Raw genomic sequence first — 15,711 nt, 5'->3', positions numbered from 1 at the left:
ATGGAAAAATTTATGGATGAAAACTTTTTACTTAAAAATAAAACGGCGATCACATTATTTCATGATTACGCAAAAGACATGCCTATTATTGATTATCACTGTCATTTAAGTCCAAAAGAAATCTATGAAAATAAGAAATTTAAAAATATTACCGAAGCCTGGTTGTATGGTGACCATTATAAATGGAGAGCTATGAGGGCAAATGGAATTTCAGAAGAATATATAACCGGCAATGCAAGTGACTATGAAAAGTTCCTTGCATGGGCTAGGACCGTACCAATGACAATAGGAAATCCGTTATACAATTGGACGCATTTAGAATTACAACGGTTTTTCGGCATTTATGATGTATTGAATGAAAAAAGTGCACCAGAGATTTGGGAAAAAGTAAATGCCAAACTTAACGAAGAGGAATTTAGCGTAAGGAATTTGATTGAAAGGTCAAATGTTAAAGTTGTTTGTACAACAGATGACCCTGTAGATAGCCTTGAATATCACCTAAAGTTAAGAGAAGAAAATGACTATCCAGTTAGTGTTGTACCAGGTTTTAGACCAGATAAAGGATTAGAAATAGGACGCGATGGCTTCCTTGATTGGGTAGCTAAGCTTGCAGATGTATCTGAAATTGAGATTACTAGTTATGAAGATTTTCTTGCCGCACTTGAATCAAGAGTCCATTTTTTTCATGCAGCAGGCGGAAGAGTGTCCGATCATGCTTTAGATTCTATGGTATATGAAGAGACCAGTTTTGAAGAAGTGGCTGAAATTTTTGCTGCAAGAATTTCAGGCAGCGGTATTTCTCTTGAGGCAGAAAAGAAGTTCAAAACGTTTACGTTAATCTTTCTTGGCAAGCTTTACGCAGAGCTGGACTGGGCGATGCAATTCCATATCAATGCTCATCGTAACAATAATAACAGAATGTTTAAGATTCTTGGTCCTGACACCGGTTATGATTCTATTAATGATGACCAGATTGCCAAGCCGTTAGTAAAAATTCTGGACGCATTAGAGCAGGAAAACAAGCTTCCAAAAACCATTATTTATTCATTGAATCCAGGAGATAATGTTGTAATAGCAAGTATCATTAATAGCTTCCAAGACGGCAAGACTCCAGGGAAGATTCAATTTGGTACAGCATGGTGGTTCAACGATACAAAGGAAGGCATGCTCGAGCAGATGAAGGCACTATCTTCTGTAGGTCTTTTCAGCCGTTTCATCGGAATGCTTACTGACTCAAGGAGTTTTCTCTCTTATACAAGACATGAATATTTCCGGAGACTGGTTTGTAATTTAATGGGAGAATGGGTTGAAAATGGGGAAGTTCCAAATGATTTGGAGCTGCTCGGAAGTATTGTTCGTGGAATATCTTATAACAATGCCAAAGAATATTTTGCGCTTCAGGAAACATCAATCGTTGAACATATCTCTAACAATTGATAGATGAAAGCTGGCGGGGCAGGGCAGGTAAGGTATAATGAACGAAAGAGAGAATGCAAAAGGAAGGTCAGACAATGGTTACTATAAAAGATATTGCAAAATTGGCCAATGTATCCCATACAACTGTATCAAGGGCACTAAACAATAGTCCCCTTATCAAAGAGCCTACAAGGAGGAAAATCCTTGATATTGCCTCCCAGCTAAATTATACCCCTAATTACAATGCTAAAAGCCTGGTTATGCAAAAGTCGTATACGATTGGTTTATTCTTAACAAGCATTAGCAATGGAACATCGGCAAGCTTTCTTGCTGATACAATAAAAGGTGTAAATAGTGTCATTAGCCAGGAATATAATTTATTTATCCGTGGTATCGATGATTACCAGGATTATTCGAGTATTAATTCGCAAAGATTTGACGGAATTATTTTAATGAGCCAAAGTGTAAGGGACCATTCATTTATCTATCATGTCCTGCAAAAGGATATACCACTTGTTGTGCTTAACAGAGAAATTGAGGAAGATTCTATCATCAATATTCTTTCTAATGATACAGAGGGCTCAAGACAAGCTGTGCAGCATTTGATTGATTGTGGACATACAAACATCGCAATCATTGAAGGTATCCCAACCTTTAAATCTACGCAAATGCGTAAGGATGGTTATCTTACTGCGCTAATAGACAATGGCATTTCGATTCATCCGGAGTATTCTATGAGCGGAAATTATGATATGGAAAGCGGTTATTTAGGAATGGAAAAATTATTGTCGTTGAAAAAGCCTCCGACAGCCGTTTTTTGTTCCAATGATGATATGGCCATCGGTGCAATGAATGCTGTGTTTGCTAACGGATTAAATGTCCCAAATGACATTTCTATTATTGGATTTGATGACATTGGCTTTGCCCAATATACAACACCAAAGCTAACAACGGTAAAACGACCGGTAGAAAAAATCAGTGTACTGGGTGCGGAAAAAATCCTTTCACTCGTAACTGGCGAGGAAAATAAAGCGACCAAAGTTTTTGCCAATACAGAATTAATCATAAGAGATTCTGTTAAATAGAGAGGTTAGATAAAACCTTTCTTTTTGAAAAGAAATGTTAACGTGTGCATAGTGAAGGGGGAAAAGATTGGTGGAAAGACTTAGTAATAAAATTTATCAAGACTATATCTCTTATCCCGAGAAGGTGCTTCAGTTTGGGGAAGGAAACTTTTTGAGAGGGTTTATTGATTGGCAGTTCCAAGTTCTTAATGAAAAAACGGATTTCAATGGAAGTGTAGTGGTTGTCCAGCCGCGAGGCAATAACAAGATTGAAAGGCTGAATAATCAGGATGGGCTGTTTACCCTTTACTTACAGGGGATTAAAGAAGGTCAATTGGTAAACCAGCATCAGGTGATTGAGTCAATTAGTAGAGGTATTAATCTGTTTACAGATTATCCGGAATATATCAAGCTTGCTGGGACAGAAGATCTCCGGTTTATCGTTTCGAATACGACAGAAGCCGGAATTGTGTTTGACCCAACAGACAAGTTAGAGGATCGACCGCAAAAGAGTTTTCCAGGAAAACTTACTGCGTTCCTCTATCACCGTTTCCAGGCATTTGCCGGTGATCAAAAACGTGGCTGTATAATCATTCCATGTGAACTAATAGAAAGAAACGGAGAAAAGTTGAGAGAAATCGTATTGCAATATGCAAGCTTATGGAACCTGGAGGATGAATTTATTGGATGGGTAAAGAACGCGAATACTTTCTGTTCAAGCCTTGTAGACCGAATCGTACCAGGATTTCCAACCGACTCCTATAAAGAAAAAACCGAACAACTTGGATATGAGGATGAATTGATGGTGGTAGGTGAGCAGTATCACCTTTGGGTCATTGAGGGACCGGAATGGATAAAAAATGAGCTGAAAGTCGAAGGGACAGGGCTAAACACGCTGATCGTCGATGATTTAACTCCTTACAGGATACGGAAAGTCCGGATTCTAAACGGCGCACATACAGCAATGACTCCGGTTGCTTATCTTTACGGTTTAAGCACGGTGGAAGAAAGTGTAAATCATCAAGAAGTAGGCATGTTTATAAAAGAAATGATTGCAGAGGAAATAATCCCAACTTTAGAAGGTCCGAAAACAGAACTATCCAGCTATGCGGATGATGTGATGAACCGTTTTGCTAATCCATATATTAAACATTATTTAATGAGCATCGCACTAAATTCTATTTCTAAATTTCAGACAAGAAATCTGCCCGCATTTTTGGATTATGTTGAAAAATATAACAGTCTGCCAAAACGAATGGTCTTTTCACTAAGCTGCCTGCTTTATTTTTATCAGGGTAAAAGAGGAAATGACTCAATAGAACTACAAGATGATCCAGAAATTGTTGAATTCTTTAAAACTCATTGGGGAAAATTTGAACAGCAAGAACTTGCCATGTCTGAACTCGTGAACATAATCCTGGCGGAGCAAAGGTTATGGGGGATGGATTTGACCTCTATTCCAAATCTAGAAAGTACCGTCAGTACAAACCTCCTTACTATCTATCAAATAGGAGTTAAGGAAGCTCTTAAAGAATTGTTTGAAATATCCATTTAGTAGGAGGCCGCTATAATGAAGGATTTTCTTCAAATCACTGACAACGATAATATTATTCTAGCACTAAGAAACTTTAAGAAAAATGAAACCATTCATCTTAATGGCAAGGATATTCAAATAAAAGAAGACGTCAGCCGTGGACATAAAATAGCAGTAAAAGATATTTACGAAAATGAGGATATTATTAAATACGGCTATCCAATTGGGCATGCACTGGGTGTGATTACACCCGGTGAACATGTTCATACACATAACACAAAAACGAATCTTTCTGGGACACAGGAATACCAATACGTGTTTAAGGAATCTCAGAATCTATATAATAATGAAAATCGAACATTTCAGGGATACCGTCGCGAAGATGGTAATGTTGGCATTCGGAATGAATTATGGATTGTCCCTACAGTAGGCTGTGTGAACGGGATTGCTGAGAAAATTATCAAACGGTTTGAGCGTCATGTTGGCGACATTACCCCGTTTGACAATGTCCTTGTCTTAAAGCATAACTATGGATGTTCTCAACTAGGGGATGACCATGAAAACACAAAGCAAATACTGATCAATGCAGTAAAGCATCCCAATGCTGGCGGTGTTCTTGTTTTAGGTCTTGGCTGTGAGAATAATGAGCTGCCAGAGTTTAAAAAGGCGTTGGGTGAAGTGAATGAGGACAGAGTGAAATTTCTAATCTCCCAAAATGTTACCGATGAAATCGAGGAAGGCTTTAAACTGGTCATGGAAATCTATGAAAATGCCAAAAATGACAAAAGAGAATCCGTGCCTCTTTCAGAATTGAAAATTGGTTTAAAATGCGGTGGATCCGATGGCTTTTCAGGTATAACCGCAAATCCGCTTCTAGGGAAGTTCTCAGATTATTTAATTGCCCAAGGAGGAACAACCGTCCTCACTGAGGTCCCGGAAATGTTTGGAGCAGAAACGATCTTAATGGAACGTGCTGCCGATGAAAAAGTTTTTGGGAAGATTGTGGACCTAATTAATGACTTCAAGGAGTATTTTTTGCGTCATAATCAACCTGTATATGAAAATCCTTCCCCAGGGAACAAATCTGGAGGCATTACCACACTAGAAGACAAATCTCTTGGGTGCACACAGAAAGCGGGAACGAGCACCATTGTCGATGTCTTAAAATATGGAGAAACACTTAATACAAAAGGATTAAATCTCTTAAGTGCGCCAGGAAATGACCTTATCGCTTCGACAGCTCTTGCAGCTGCAGGCTGCCAGATGGTTTTGTTTACGACAGGGCGGGGAACTCCATTCGGAACGTTTGTTCCAACGATGAAAATTTCAACTAACACACAAATCTATGAAACAAAACCACACTGGATTGACTTTAATGCTGGAATACTGTTGGAGGATGGAGTTCTGCCAGAACAAGTATTAAATGATTTTGTAGATTATATCGTCCATGTGGCAAGCGGCGAATTTGTCAACAATGAGAAAAATGACTTTAGAGAGATTTCGATTTTTAAGAGTGGAGTTACGCTATAATCAGAGACTTATAATCCCTTTTGAGTAGACAGTGATGCAGTCTTTCAAAAGGGATTTTTTTCTGTGTCTGATTGTTGCGATAATTTGTGGAGCCTTGGTTTATCTGCACACTCCTGGTCAGATTGTTACGATAATTTGTAGAGCCGTGATTTATCGGCACAATCCGAGTCAGATAGTTACGATAATTTGTAAAGCCTTGGTTTATCGGCACACTCCTGGTCAGATAGTTACGATAATTTGTAGAGCCGTGATTTATCGGCACAATCCGAGTCAGATAGTTACGATAATTTGTAGAGCCGTGATTTATCGGCACAATCCGAGTCAGATAGTTACGAAAATTTGTGGAGCCGTGATTTATCGGCACAATCCCGATCTGATAGTTACGATAATTTGTGGAGCCGTGATTTATCGGTACAATCCGAGTCAGATAGTTACGATACTTTGTGGAGTCGTGATTTATCGGTACAATCCTGGTCAGATTGTTACCCGTATTATTGTGACCTTGGATTCTCGAGGAGTCTTCGTGCCGTTCGCTCCAATCAACAGGGTGCAATATAAACAATTAGCTTTACACAACCTTTTCTAAAGCGCAAATCAACAGGCAAAAAAAGATGCCAGACGGATTTCCTTAGCATCTAGAATTATTCCATTTTGCTAGTCTACTACATTTGTAATTGCTTCAATTCATAAAACTTCCCTTTAGTAAACATTAATTCTTCATAGGTACCGAATTCTACGCAACGTCCATTTTCGATCACTGCTATTTTATCCGCATTACGAATCGTTGAAAGACGGTGAGCCACGATAAACGTAGTCCGGCCATGACATAAAGTATTTAAGGCTTCTTGTATATTTTTTTCTCAGAATGACTATCTAATGCTGATGTCGCTTCATCTAAAATAATAACCTTTGGGTTACGAATTAAGGCTCTTGCAATCGACACCCTTTGCCTTTGACCCCCTGAAAGCTTATCCCCATGTTCTCCAATCCTCGTGTTTAAACCATCCGGAAGCTTCTCAATGACATCCCACAGGTTTGCAGCTAATAAAACCCTTTTTAGTTCTTTTTCGGTAACAGATGGCATGCCATAGGTGATATTTTGAAGAATGGTTCCAGAGAATAGGATGGTTGATTGTGGGACCACTGCTAAATGATGTCGGAAGGATCGTAAATCAATGGATGACATATCATGACCATCTAAAAGAATTCTACCTTCAGTCGGTTGAATAAACCCAATGAGTAAATTTAGGATTGTTGTTTTTCCCGAACCAGATTCCCCGACAAAAGCGACTGTTTCGCCTTGTTTAACCTCTAAGTTAATATCATGGAGGATCGTCTGGTCGCTATTAGGATACCGGTAACAAACCTGTTGAATGGAAAAATTTCCATCTACTTGTTTAATTTTAGGTTTGTTCTCATGATTTTCTACTTCACCAGCTGTTAAAATTTCGCCAATTGAATTTACGGATTCCAGTCCCTTAGCAATGGTAGGGATCAATGTTATCATGCTAGAAACAGCATTTACTACTGTTGTAAAGTACGTTTGATACATCACCACTTCCCCTGGAGTAATGGAACCGCGTAATGCCAAAATGCCAGTGAAAACTAAACAAATAATTTGAAAAATTTGAAAGCTAGCCCAACTAACAGAACCAAATAATGATTGAATGATGTCTAAGTGAAATCCTTTTGTTAATATTTGTTGGAATCGGTGATTTAAACGGCGTACCTCTTGATTCTCTAACGCATGCGCACGTGCAATGGGTACTAATTCAATCATTTCGATAACACGGGCAGAGGTTTCTTCCATTTCTTGACGAAATTCTGAATTTGAGGTTTTGATTTTTTTCGGAAGACCACAATGATAAGAGCTGATATGGGTACGGTTAAGATGAAAAATAGAAATACAGTTGGACTGTTGTATAACGTAATGGCTAAGGCTACTACTAGATTGACAAGAATATTTAAACTACTGACAAATACTTGTGAGGAAAGCGTTTGGACAGCCTCTACGTCACGCATTATTTTAGATTGAAGCCTGCCAGACTGCATCTCCTTTTGATAGGGAATCGAAAGTTCTTGCATCTTTTTAATGAGCGAGGCACGTAAACCTGATTCGACACTCCGAATCGCATAACTATGAAGTTTAGTATGATAATAATTTGTTATGATGTTTTGCAGTACCAATATAAACATAATGATCGCATTAAGATAAATCGTTCGAATGCCGCCACCATCCTGAATCGTAGCAGCATTAATCACATTCGCAATGGCGATGGGCATCACCCAAGCGGGGATATGTTTAATCATAAATAACACAGCTGAATAAAATATTCTTAAGTAATTTCCTTTATATAATCCTACTAGTACCTTAAAGGAATTTTTCTGATTTTTGTTATAGATTTGCTGTATAAATGACTCTTCCATTAATTCAACTCCCTATAAAGGCTGAAAAATATAGTAGTTCACTATTTTAGTAGGTTCCTTAGAGGTAAATCACTTTGATGGATTGCTTCAATAATTAATTGAGCCACTTTTTTTGCTCCCTCTTCATTGAAGTGGGTGTTGTCTATAATCCCCTCAGGATAGTTTTCAGATTGACCACGAGGTAAATGTAAATAGTATTTTTTTGACTCCTCATCACCGGCTTTTGCCATAAACTCTGTGGTGATTTTATGTATGTCTAAAACAGGTATATCGTATTTTTCGGCATATTGAATCATGGCTTGAGGATAGGCTCCAACCGACATGCTATCAAATATATCATCTTCAAACTTTCGACGAGTAACTGACGTTAATAACAAGGGATAGGCATTTTTTTGATATGCCGTCTGAATGAACTTGCCTAGGTTATCTTGATAGTCACCATAAGGGTGAGTTCCTCGTTCAGGATCCTCTATTTTTTGATCATTGTGGCCAAATTGGATAATTAAGTAATCACCGGGTTGGATGCTCTTTTCAATCTTAGCTAAATGACCCTCGTTTATAAATGACTTTGTGCTTCGGCCATTAATCGCCCGGTTATCAATCTTTACATTTTCCTTAAAGTACGCTTGAAATGCTTCCCCCCAGCCAGTTTCTGGTCGTTTTTCTGGTAGTTTTATAGCAGCCGTGGAATCTCCTGCTATATAAATGGTTATTTGATTTTCCATTTGTATTTGCTCCCTCATAAAAAATTCTTATTAATTGTTGCTAAAAGCATATGTACACGTTAACATTTTTATGTTAAAACAAAAATAGAACCTATTTCTTTGATGAGGGCTATGATAATGAGGATTATGATTGGATTGTACGGAGAAATGTTAACGTTAACATTGTATTATCTATCAGTTTTTGTGTCAATGCATATAATATACAAAGATATAACGCTAGATTACATAGCCTTGTAAATATGGGAATTTTAGTATATTATAACGTAAGCGTTATCAAATTTTAGAAAATTTAATTTTTTTGCGATATGGTGGAAAACAGTTACGAAGGAGTGAAATTATTGAGAAAAGCAAGAGTGTTTTACAAGCTTTTTATTCCGTTTTTCTTAGTGGGGATAGGGCTTGTAATTGGATTTAGCATATTTATCTATAATTCCACTTATCATTCCGTTGAGGAAAGTTTCTTAAAGGATAAAAAAAATTATACAAAACAAATTCTTAACAATGTTGAACAAAAAGTAAGAACCATCGAGTATGGATATACGGCTTACAGCGCAACTTCTAAATTTGAAGAAATCTTTAAAAATCCTTTGTCAGGTAAAGATTTTGATGTATACCGAGATATCAAAAAAGAGATGAGTTACATAGGGATGATGGGGATTGAAGGCAGTAACAATAGTTTAGTAAGCTTAGACGGCAACTGGGGAATCATTAACGGCTCTTTAAAGACGCTAACAACAGAGGAAGTTACCGAATACAAAAATACATATATTAACAATAATAACAATAACCTTTTTTGGAAACCAATAAAATCCGGAATCGAAATGGTTATGACTTTACCAATGTATAAGAGGGAAAAGTTCGCTTTAGGAATATCCTATATTCCTAGAAGGAGTATTGAACAGATTATAGGTGACCAAAACAATAGAGTAGAAATATATAATAAAAAAAATCAATTACTATACTCTAGCACCATGAAAGATCGTGAAGTGAAAAAAAGTAGTTTTCAAGATTTTAAAGCAGTCTCTAACGAAAGCGGGCAAACTGCCAATGTTCTAGAAACAGAGGATGGAAAGAAATATGTTTACATGCAGTCTGATTATAATCGGTGGCTTTATGTGGTGGAAATAAATGAAAATGAGATTGGCAGTATTATTCATAATACGAGAGTGGGCCTTTTTATAGTTTCAGCCCTTTTGATTTTATTGGTGGGAATTATTTCATATGTGTTGGCGGTATCATACACTCGACCAATTAAGAAAATACAGGCAAAACTGGACATTCAGGGAGAGCATAAAAAACAAAATGAACTTTCCTTTTTGGCTGATTCTATCGATAAAATTGTTGGACAAAATGAGCTGTTAACCGCTAGTCTGTCAATTCAGAAACCTCAATTGGAGACATTATTTGTTTTAAGTTTATTTAGAAAACGGATATCTGAAAACGATGTGACGAATCGTTTAGAGCAATTTGGCTACCATTTTGAAGAGGAAAAGGTGTTTTATACAGGTTTGATACAAATAGATAACTTTGATGATCAACAAATTGGAGATAAAACACTTTTATTATTGGCAATTAATAATATCGTAGGAGAAATGGTCCCGAAGGCTGAACGCTTAAACCCGATCGTTTTAAATGATGAAATGCAGGCTACCATCTTTATCTTAGATAAAAGCGACCCAGAACCTGAGCGACGAATCATGAAGTACTACGAGGAAATCCAAGTAGCGGTGAAAAAATCGCTGAATATTATCATTAGTGTTGGAATCAGTCCAATCTATGACACTTTAATAGATAGTAAAAAAGCGGTAGATTTAGCAAAAGAATCGCTTCATTACCGAGTAAATGTTGGACCAGAGTCAATTATTTTCTATAATGATATTTCTTCGATGTTAAATGATGCGTCTATATCCAAATTCCCTGTAGAATCGCTGAATGAGTTATTGAATGCGATTCGTTCTGGTCATGAGGAAGACGTCATGAACTTGGTTGATCGGCTTGTAGAAGAGATTTTTCGTTTAAATAAAAATCCGATTAGCTTAGGGGTGACCTTAATACGAGTCATAAATGAGCTTGTACAATTAGGACAACTATTAGGTGCTGAATCTAAAATCTTTGAAAATATTAAGAAATTGTATCAAGCAGCGATGAATGCCTATTATCCAGAGAAAATGAAGGAAATGTTAATTAACGATTTAATCAAACCCGTTATTATAAGTACCCACGATAAGACAGAAAGAGGATTTAAATCCTTGTCAGAAAAAATCGTATATATTGTACAAACAGAATATGATCAGGAAATTTCCCTGGATATTATTGCAGATCGATTGCATTACAATCCTAACTATTTAAGCAATGTATTCAAAAAAGAGTATGGAGAGAATTTTGTAGACTATCTAATGAACTATCGCCTGCAAATGGCACAAAGCTTGTTAAAGGATACAGATTTGGCCATTAAAGATATTGCAGAACGCTTGCAATATCGGAATTCTCAAAACTTTATTCGATTCTTCAAAAAGAAATTAGGAATGACCCCAGGAGATTATCGTAAGGAATATATGCATTAGAACTTTATTCCAACAAAAAAAGCTTCATGAGAGAAGCTTTTTTTGTTGGAACTTTATTTTATCCTTTTACAGATCCAACTAATGCACCTTTGACGAAGTATTTTTGAACAAATGGGTAGGCAATTAACATAGGAACAGTAGCGATTACAATAACAGCCATTTTAATCGTTTGAGCAGGAGGTACGACATCTACTGAGGACCCTTCGGCTTGCATACCACTAGAGACAATGACAATTTGACGTAATAATACTTGTATCGGCCACTTGGCAGAATCATTAATGTAAAGAATAGCTGTCATATACGTGTTCCAGTAGGTGACTGCATAGAACAAAGAAATGGTAGCGATTGATGGTAATGCCAGTGGCAGCATGATTTTAACAAAAACACCAAAATCTGTGCAGCCATCCATTTTAGCAGATTCTTCTAAGCTATCAGGTAAGGCTTGGAAAAAGTTTCTCATGATAATTAAGTTGAACGCGTTAATTGCGACCGGCAAGATCAATGACCAATAAGAATCTATTAAACCAACCGATTTTACAACTAAGAATGTTGGAATCATACCCCCGCTGAACAACATGGAGAAAACAACAATAAAATTAATCGAATTACGCCCCACTAGATATCTTCGAGATAAGCCGTACGCCATTAAAGCGGTAAGAATCATACTAACTAAAGTACCGATACCGGTTACGCCAATCGAAACAGCAAGTGACTTAAAGAGGGTAGGGGTTGATAAGATATAGCGATAGGCATCCAATGAAAAAGTACGTGGAAATAAGATAAACTTTCTTGCGACCACTTCTTGAGTAGATGCAAATGAACTTGCGATCACATTAACAAATGGAAGAAAACAGATAAGTGCAATCAAAATTAGTATGGTTCCATTAATAATGGGAAAGGCTAGACCTCCTTTGTTTCTTTTATTCTTTTTCGTTTTCTTCATGTAAATCCTCCTCGCTTGAAAATAATAAGCCATTTATCTTTTAGTAAGATAAACCAACCTTATCATTCGATCCGAATTCCGTACATAATCAATATCCCACTATTGATTCAACAGCAAAGACAGCGTTTTCAAAGTTAAAAATTTATAAGGTAAACGGATAATCACAACCATTTAAAAACTATCATTATGGTGGATACCATCCTCCAAAAACCTTGATACTAAAGGGGTTTGTAAGCGTAATCATAAAATGATTATGTACGTAATTTTTCATTTTCAGTATGCTTGAAACAAGAAAGGAAAACAAAATGAAAAGAGGAGGAATGAAATGGAAGGTGCTGTAAACCAAAATAATCAACCCTTGCCCATTTTGACCGCGAGGGAGCTAAAAATCAAAAAAAGACAAAAAATCATTGCGGGATTAAAAACGAATAAGTTCTTATATCTTATGATTTTTCCTGGATTACTTTATTTCATTATATTTAAGTACTTACCAATGGCGGGTCTCATTATTGCGTTTCAAGACTATCAGCCATTCTTAGGGATCTTAGGAAGTCCATGGGCGGGTCTCAAACATTTTATTCGTTTATTTACGGAACCCACTTTCTTTATGTTATTAAAGAATACGTTAATTTTGTTTGCTTTAAATCTTGTTATCTTTTTCCCATTACCAATTATCGTGGCTCTGATGTTGAATGAAGTGAAGAATAGATACTTTAAAGCTGGAATTCAAACGATTATCTATATTCCTCACTTTATGTCTTGGGTAATTATTGTTTCAATCTCATTTATCTTTTTGAATGTGGATGGCGGTATTATTAATGAATTCTTAGCTGTAATAGGAATGGAAAAAATCAGCTTCTTAACAGCACCAGATTGGACAAGGACCATTTATATCGCACAAATTATCTGGAAAGAATTAGGCTGGTCAACGATTATTTATCTAGCTGCTATAACAGCTGTGGATACACAATTATATGAAGCAGCTGAAATGGATGGTGCCGGCCGTCTTCGAAAAACTTGGCATGTAACATTACCGGCTATTCGTCCAGTCATTATTACTCTATTAATCTTGAAGATTGGCAGTACCTTGGATCTAGGTTTTGAACATATGTACCTTTTACTTAACTCCTTAAACCGCAGTGTTGCAGAAATTTTCGATACTTATATCTATACGGCAGGTTTAAAAAATGGACAGTTGAGTTTCAGTACTGCTGTAGGTTTATTTAAAGGGCTTGTTGGATTGGTATTGGTCATCCTTGCGAATAAACTAGCGAAAAAATTTGGAGAAGATGGCGTGTATTAAAGAGGAGAAGGAGGGGTTATCATGCTGAAATCAGTAGAAAGGTTAAACCACGTTTTAACAATCATCCTCAACTTGGTATACGTAAATTTTTTATGGATACTCTTTACCATTTTGGGATTAGGTATCTTCGGTATTGGCCCCTCCACTTATGCCTTGGTAAGTATTTGCAGGCAATGGGTGCGTGGCCAAAGCCTGCCCGTTTTCAAAACCTACTGGAAGTATTACAAAGAGAGTTTTAGAGAGTCCGTCATTACTAGTTGGATCTATCTAATAGGCGGGATAGTTTTAATCGTTGATTTAATGCATGTATCCAATTGGTATATTAGGGTCGCATTATTTGTAATTAGTTTTATCTATTTATTATCACTCGTTTATATCTTTCCGATTATGGCTCATTATAATTGGAAGGGAATTCGCATTAAAATCAAGATGTCTCTAATATTTGGTTTTTCCTGCCTACAGTATTCACTAGTTTTATTTCTAGTTACTGGTGTAATGTATTGGGCAGCAGCCAACTTTTTTCCAGGGGTTTTAACCTTTTTAGGTGTTAGTTTCTTATTCTATTTAATTACTTGGACGGCGAATCAAGTGTTTACAAGAATGGAAACGATGGATACCGAAGAGCTAGAAGATAAATATATTCACCAAAATGCAAAGGAGAATTGGGATGAAAAAACAAAAGGTATCAAAGTTAGCCAGTGTTAGTTTAGCAGGTGCGCTTCTATTAGCAGGGTGCAGCAGTACAGCTTCTACGGACAAAAATTCCTCAAAGAAAGAAGACAAAAACAGTAAAACAGAAATTTCCTGGTTAAATATTTTGCACACAGCTTCACCACCGACAGATACAGTGTTAGACCAAATTGAGAAAAAAACAAATACAGAAATTAAATTTTCTTGGATTCCAGACGCTTCAAAAGAGGAACGTCTTAATACAGCATTAGCTTCAGATTCATTAGCTGATATTGTTACGTTAACGATTTTGGAAAATTCTTCAGTACGTAATGCATTGAAATCAGGGATGTTCTGGAATGTAGAGGATTATTTAGATGAGTTTCCTAACTTAAAAGCGATTTCGAAAGATATTCGAGTTTCAGCTTCAATCGAAGGTAAGCTTTATGGGATACCTTTCCAAAAAGACCTAGCGCGTAACGGTGTCGTCATCCGTAAAGATTGGTTAGATAAAGTAGGATTAGCTGTTCCTACAACAACAGAAGAATTAATGGAAGTAGCGAAAGCGTTTACAGAAAAAGATCCTGATGGTAATGGGAAAAATGATACGACCGGATTTATGGATCGCAGTGATTTAATTTTTGGTGCTTTCAAAACATTAGGTTCATACTACGGTACTCCAAATAATTGGCAGGTGGATAAGAAGGGCAACTTTACAGCTGAGTTTGAAACAGATGGCTATATTAAAACGATGGACTATATGAAAGAGTTATATGAAAATGGCTGGATTAACAAAGACTTTGCTGTAACCGCAAAAACTGATCAGCAGCAAAACTTTGCTCAAGGCAAGGCAGGTATTTATGTTGGTGCCTTATTTGACGCTAAAAATCTGCAAACAATGGCAGCTGGTATTCAAGATAATATGGAACTTTCCTTAGTCAATGATATGACATCTGATTCTAATTCTGAACGAGCCATTTGGTCTGCAGGTAATGGTATTGGAGGATTATTAGCATTCCCACGCTCAGAAGTAAAGGATGAAGCAGAATTAAAACGTCTTTTGAAATTTGTTAATGATTTATTAGAGCCTGAAACCTATACGTTAATGACCTATGGAATTGAAGGTACACATTATAAACTCAATGATGAAGGTGCCTATGAAATTATTAATCAGGATTTATGGCAGCAAGAAGTTCAGCCATTTGCCTCTTCACGTCCGAAAGAAAACGGTTATGGTCTAAAAGATCCTAACCCAATTAAAGCTCTGGCAGATGAAATGATTGCTGAAAACGCAAAACATGCTGTCTTTAATCCAGCCGTTCCTTTAGAATCACCAACCTACACCACACAAGGATCGGAATTACAAAAGATTATTACGGATGCTACTTATCAGTACATTTTAGGTGAAATCTCTCTTGATGATTTTAAGAAAGCAGTTAAAAGTTGGAATGACCAAGGCGGAAAAACAATAAAAGAGGAATATAAAGCAGCGTATAACGAGGCAAAATAATCACCAATGGAGGTCTTTTTATTGAA

Annotated in this window: 12 protein-coding genes and 1 pseudogene; 8 read left to right on the top strand and 5 right to left on the bottom strand. The window is 36.7% G+C overall.

What is annotated here, in order from left to right:
• The 4 genes from uxaC to QFZ31_RS10085 all read left to right on the top strand — a co-directional run bounded on the left by uxaC (position 1) and on the right by QFZ31_RS10085 (position 5,544).
• Complete coding sequence (gene uxaC, locus QFZ31_RS10100) at positions 1 to 1,437, top strand: glucuronate isomerase (protein ID WP_307302856.1); 1,437 nt, start codon at positions 1 to 3, stop codon at positions 1,435 to 1,437.
• A 74-nt stretch (positions 1,438 to 1,511) separates the two neighbouring features.
• Positions 1,512 to 2,501: a LacI family DNA-binding transcriptional regulator gene (locus tag QFZ31_RS10095; RefSeq protein ID WP_307302855.1), complete on the top strand. Its 990-nt coding sequence runs from the start codon at positions 1,512 to 1,514 to the stop codon at positions 2,499 to 2,501.
• Between the two features lie 70 nt (positions 2,502 to 2,571).
• Positions 2,572 to 4,035, top strand: coding sequence for a tagaturonate reductase (locus tag QFZ31_RS10090; RefSeq protein ID WP_307302854.1), 1,464 nt, complete (start codon positions 2,572 to 2,574; stop codon positions 4,033 to 4,035).
• A 15-nt stretch (positions 4,036 to 4,050) separates the two neighbouring features.
• Entirely contained in the window at positions 4,051 to 5,544 is a 1,494-nt protein-coding gene (locus QFZ31_RS10085) for a UxaA family hydrolase (RefSeq protein WP_307302852.1), read from the top strand.
• 662 nt (positions 5,545 to 6,206) lie between these two features.
• On the opposite strand, the gene QFZ31_RS10080 is transcribed toward QFZ31_RS10085, so the two are convergent.
• From QFZ31_RS10080 to QFZ31_RS10065, 4 genes and pseudogenes are all read right to left on the bottom strand, one after another.
• Positions 6,207 to 6,347, bottom strand: a complete 141-nt coding sequence (locus QFZ31_RS10080; RefSeq protein ID WP_307302851.1) for a hypothetical protein — start codon at positions 6,345 to 6,347, stop codon at positions 6,207 to 6,209.
• Between the two features lie 32 nt (positions 6,348 to 6,379).
• A complete protein-coding gene (locus tag QFZ31_RS10075) occupies positions 6,380 to 7,051 on the bottom strand; it encodes an ABC transporter ATP-binding protein (protein ID WP_307311486.1) in 672 nt (223 codons plus the stop codon).
• Positions 7,052 to 7,117: 66 nt separating this feature from the next.
• Positions 7,118 to 7,827: pseudogene (locus tag QFZ31_RS10070) on the bottom strand (ABC transporter transmembrane domain-containing protein); the annotation flags it as partial.
• A gap of 185 nt (positions 7,828 to 8,012) precedes the next feature.
• Entirely contained in the window at positions 8,013 to 8,696 is a 684-nt protein-coding gene (locus tag QFZ31_RS10065) for a rhamnogalacturonan acetylesterase (RefSeq protein WP_307302850.1), read from the bottom strand.
• Positions 8,697 to 9,025: 329 nt separating this feature from the next.
• Between QFZ31_RS10065 and QFZ31_RS10060 the strand changes: the two genes are divergently transcribed.
• Entirely contained in the window at positions 9,026 to 11,260 is a 2,235-nt protein-coding gene (locus QFZ31_RS10060; RefSeq protein ID WP_373459841.1) for a helix-turn-helix transcriptional regulator, read from the top strand.
• A gap of 58 nt (positions 11,261 to 11,318) precedes the next feature.
• Here QFZ31_RS10060 and QFZ31_RS10055 read toward each other — a convergent pair whose 3' ends face one another.
• Positions 11,319 to 12,203 (bottom strand): carbohydrate ABC transporter permease, encoded by an 885-nt coding sequence (locus tag QFZ31_RS10055; RefSeq protein ID WP_307302848.1) that lies wholly within the window; start codon positions 12,201 to 12,203, stop codon positions 11,319 to 11,321.
• A 445-nt stretch (positions 12,204 to 12,648) separates the two neighbouring features.
• Between QFZ31_RS10055 and QFZ31_RS10050 the strand changes: the two genes are divergently transcribed.
• From QFZ31_RS10050 to QFZ31_RS10040, 3 genes are read left to right on the top strand one after another with little or no spacing between them, the layout of a single operon-like run.
• Positions 12,649 to 13,506 carry an ABC transporter permease gene (locus tag QFZ31_RS10050; RefSeq protein WP_307311483.1) on the top strand — a complete coding sequence of 286 codons (858 nt, stop codon included), beginning with the start codon at positions 12,649 to 12,651 and terminating at the stop codon, positions 13,504 to 13,506.
• 21 nt (positions 13,507 to 13,527) lie between these two features.
• The gene (locus QFZ31_RS10045) at positions 13,528 to 14,211 is read left to right on the top strand and encodes a YesL family protein (protein WP_307302847.1); all 684 of its coding nucleotides are present in this window, start codon (positions 13,528 to 13,530) and stop codon (positions 14,209 to 14,211) included.
• Positions 14,156 to 15,685, top strand: a complete 1,530-nt coding sequence (locus QFZ31_RS10040; protein WP_307302846.1) for an extracellular solute-binding protein — start codon at positions 14,156 to 14,158, stop codon at positions 15,683 to 15,685. Before QFZ31_RS10045 ends, QFZ31_RS10040 begins: the two co-directional genes overlap by 56 nt.
• Positions 15,686 to 15,711 lie beyond the last annotated feature (26 nt).

This window comes from Neobacillus niacini (genome assembly GCF_030817595.1).
Taxonomy (GTDB): domain Bacteria; phylum Bacillota; class Bacilli; order Bacillales; family Cytobacillaceae; genus Neobacillus; species Neobacillus niacini_G.
Note: the sequence above shows the minus strand (reverse complement) of the source record. Positions and strands in the feature narration are given on the sequence as shown.

Excerpts from the sequence above, each read along its gene's own strand:
- uxaC (WP_307302856.1), top strand. The coding sequence starts at position 1 with ATGGAAAAATTTATGGATGAAAACTTTTTACTTAAAAATAAAACGGCG.
- QFZ31_RS10095 (WP_307302855.1), top strand. The coding sequence starts at position 1,512 with ATGGTTACTATAAAAGATATTGCAAAATTGGCCAATGTATCCCATACA.
- QFZ31_RS10085 (WP_307302852.1), top strand. The coding sequence starts at position 4,051 with ATGAAGGATTTTCTTCAAATCACTGACAACGATAATATTATTCTAGCA.
- QFZ31_RS10075 (WP_307311486.1), bottom strand. The coding sequence starts at position 7,051 with ATGATAACATTGATCCCTACCATTGCTAAGGGACTGGAATCCGTAAAT.
- QFZ31_RS10065 (WP_307302850.1), bottom strand. The coding sequence starts at position 8,696 with ATGGAAAATCAAATAACCATTTATATAGCAGGAGATTCCACGGCTGCT.
- QFZ31_RS10055 (WP_307302848.1), bottom strand. The coding sequence starts at position 12,203 with ATGAAGAAAACGAAAAAGAATAAAAGAAACAAAGGAGGTCTAGCCTTT.
- QFZ31_RS10050 (WP_307311483.1), top strand. The coding sequence starts at position 12,649 with ATGATTTTTCCTGGATTACTTTATTTCATTATATTTAAGTACTTACCA.
- QFZ31_RS10045 (WP_307302847.1), top strand. The coding sequence starts at position 13,528 with ATGCTGAAATCAGTAGAAAGGTTAAACCACGTTTTAACAATCATCCTC.
- QFZ31_RS10040 (WP_307302846.1), top strand. The coding sequence starts at position 14,156 with ATGCAAAGGAGAATTGGGATGAAAAAACAAAAGGTATCAAAGTTAGCC.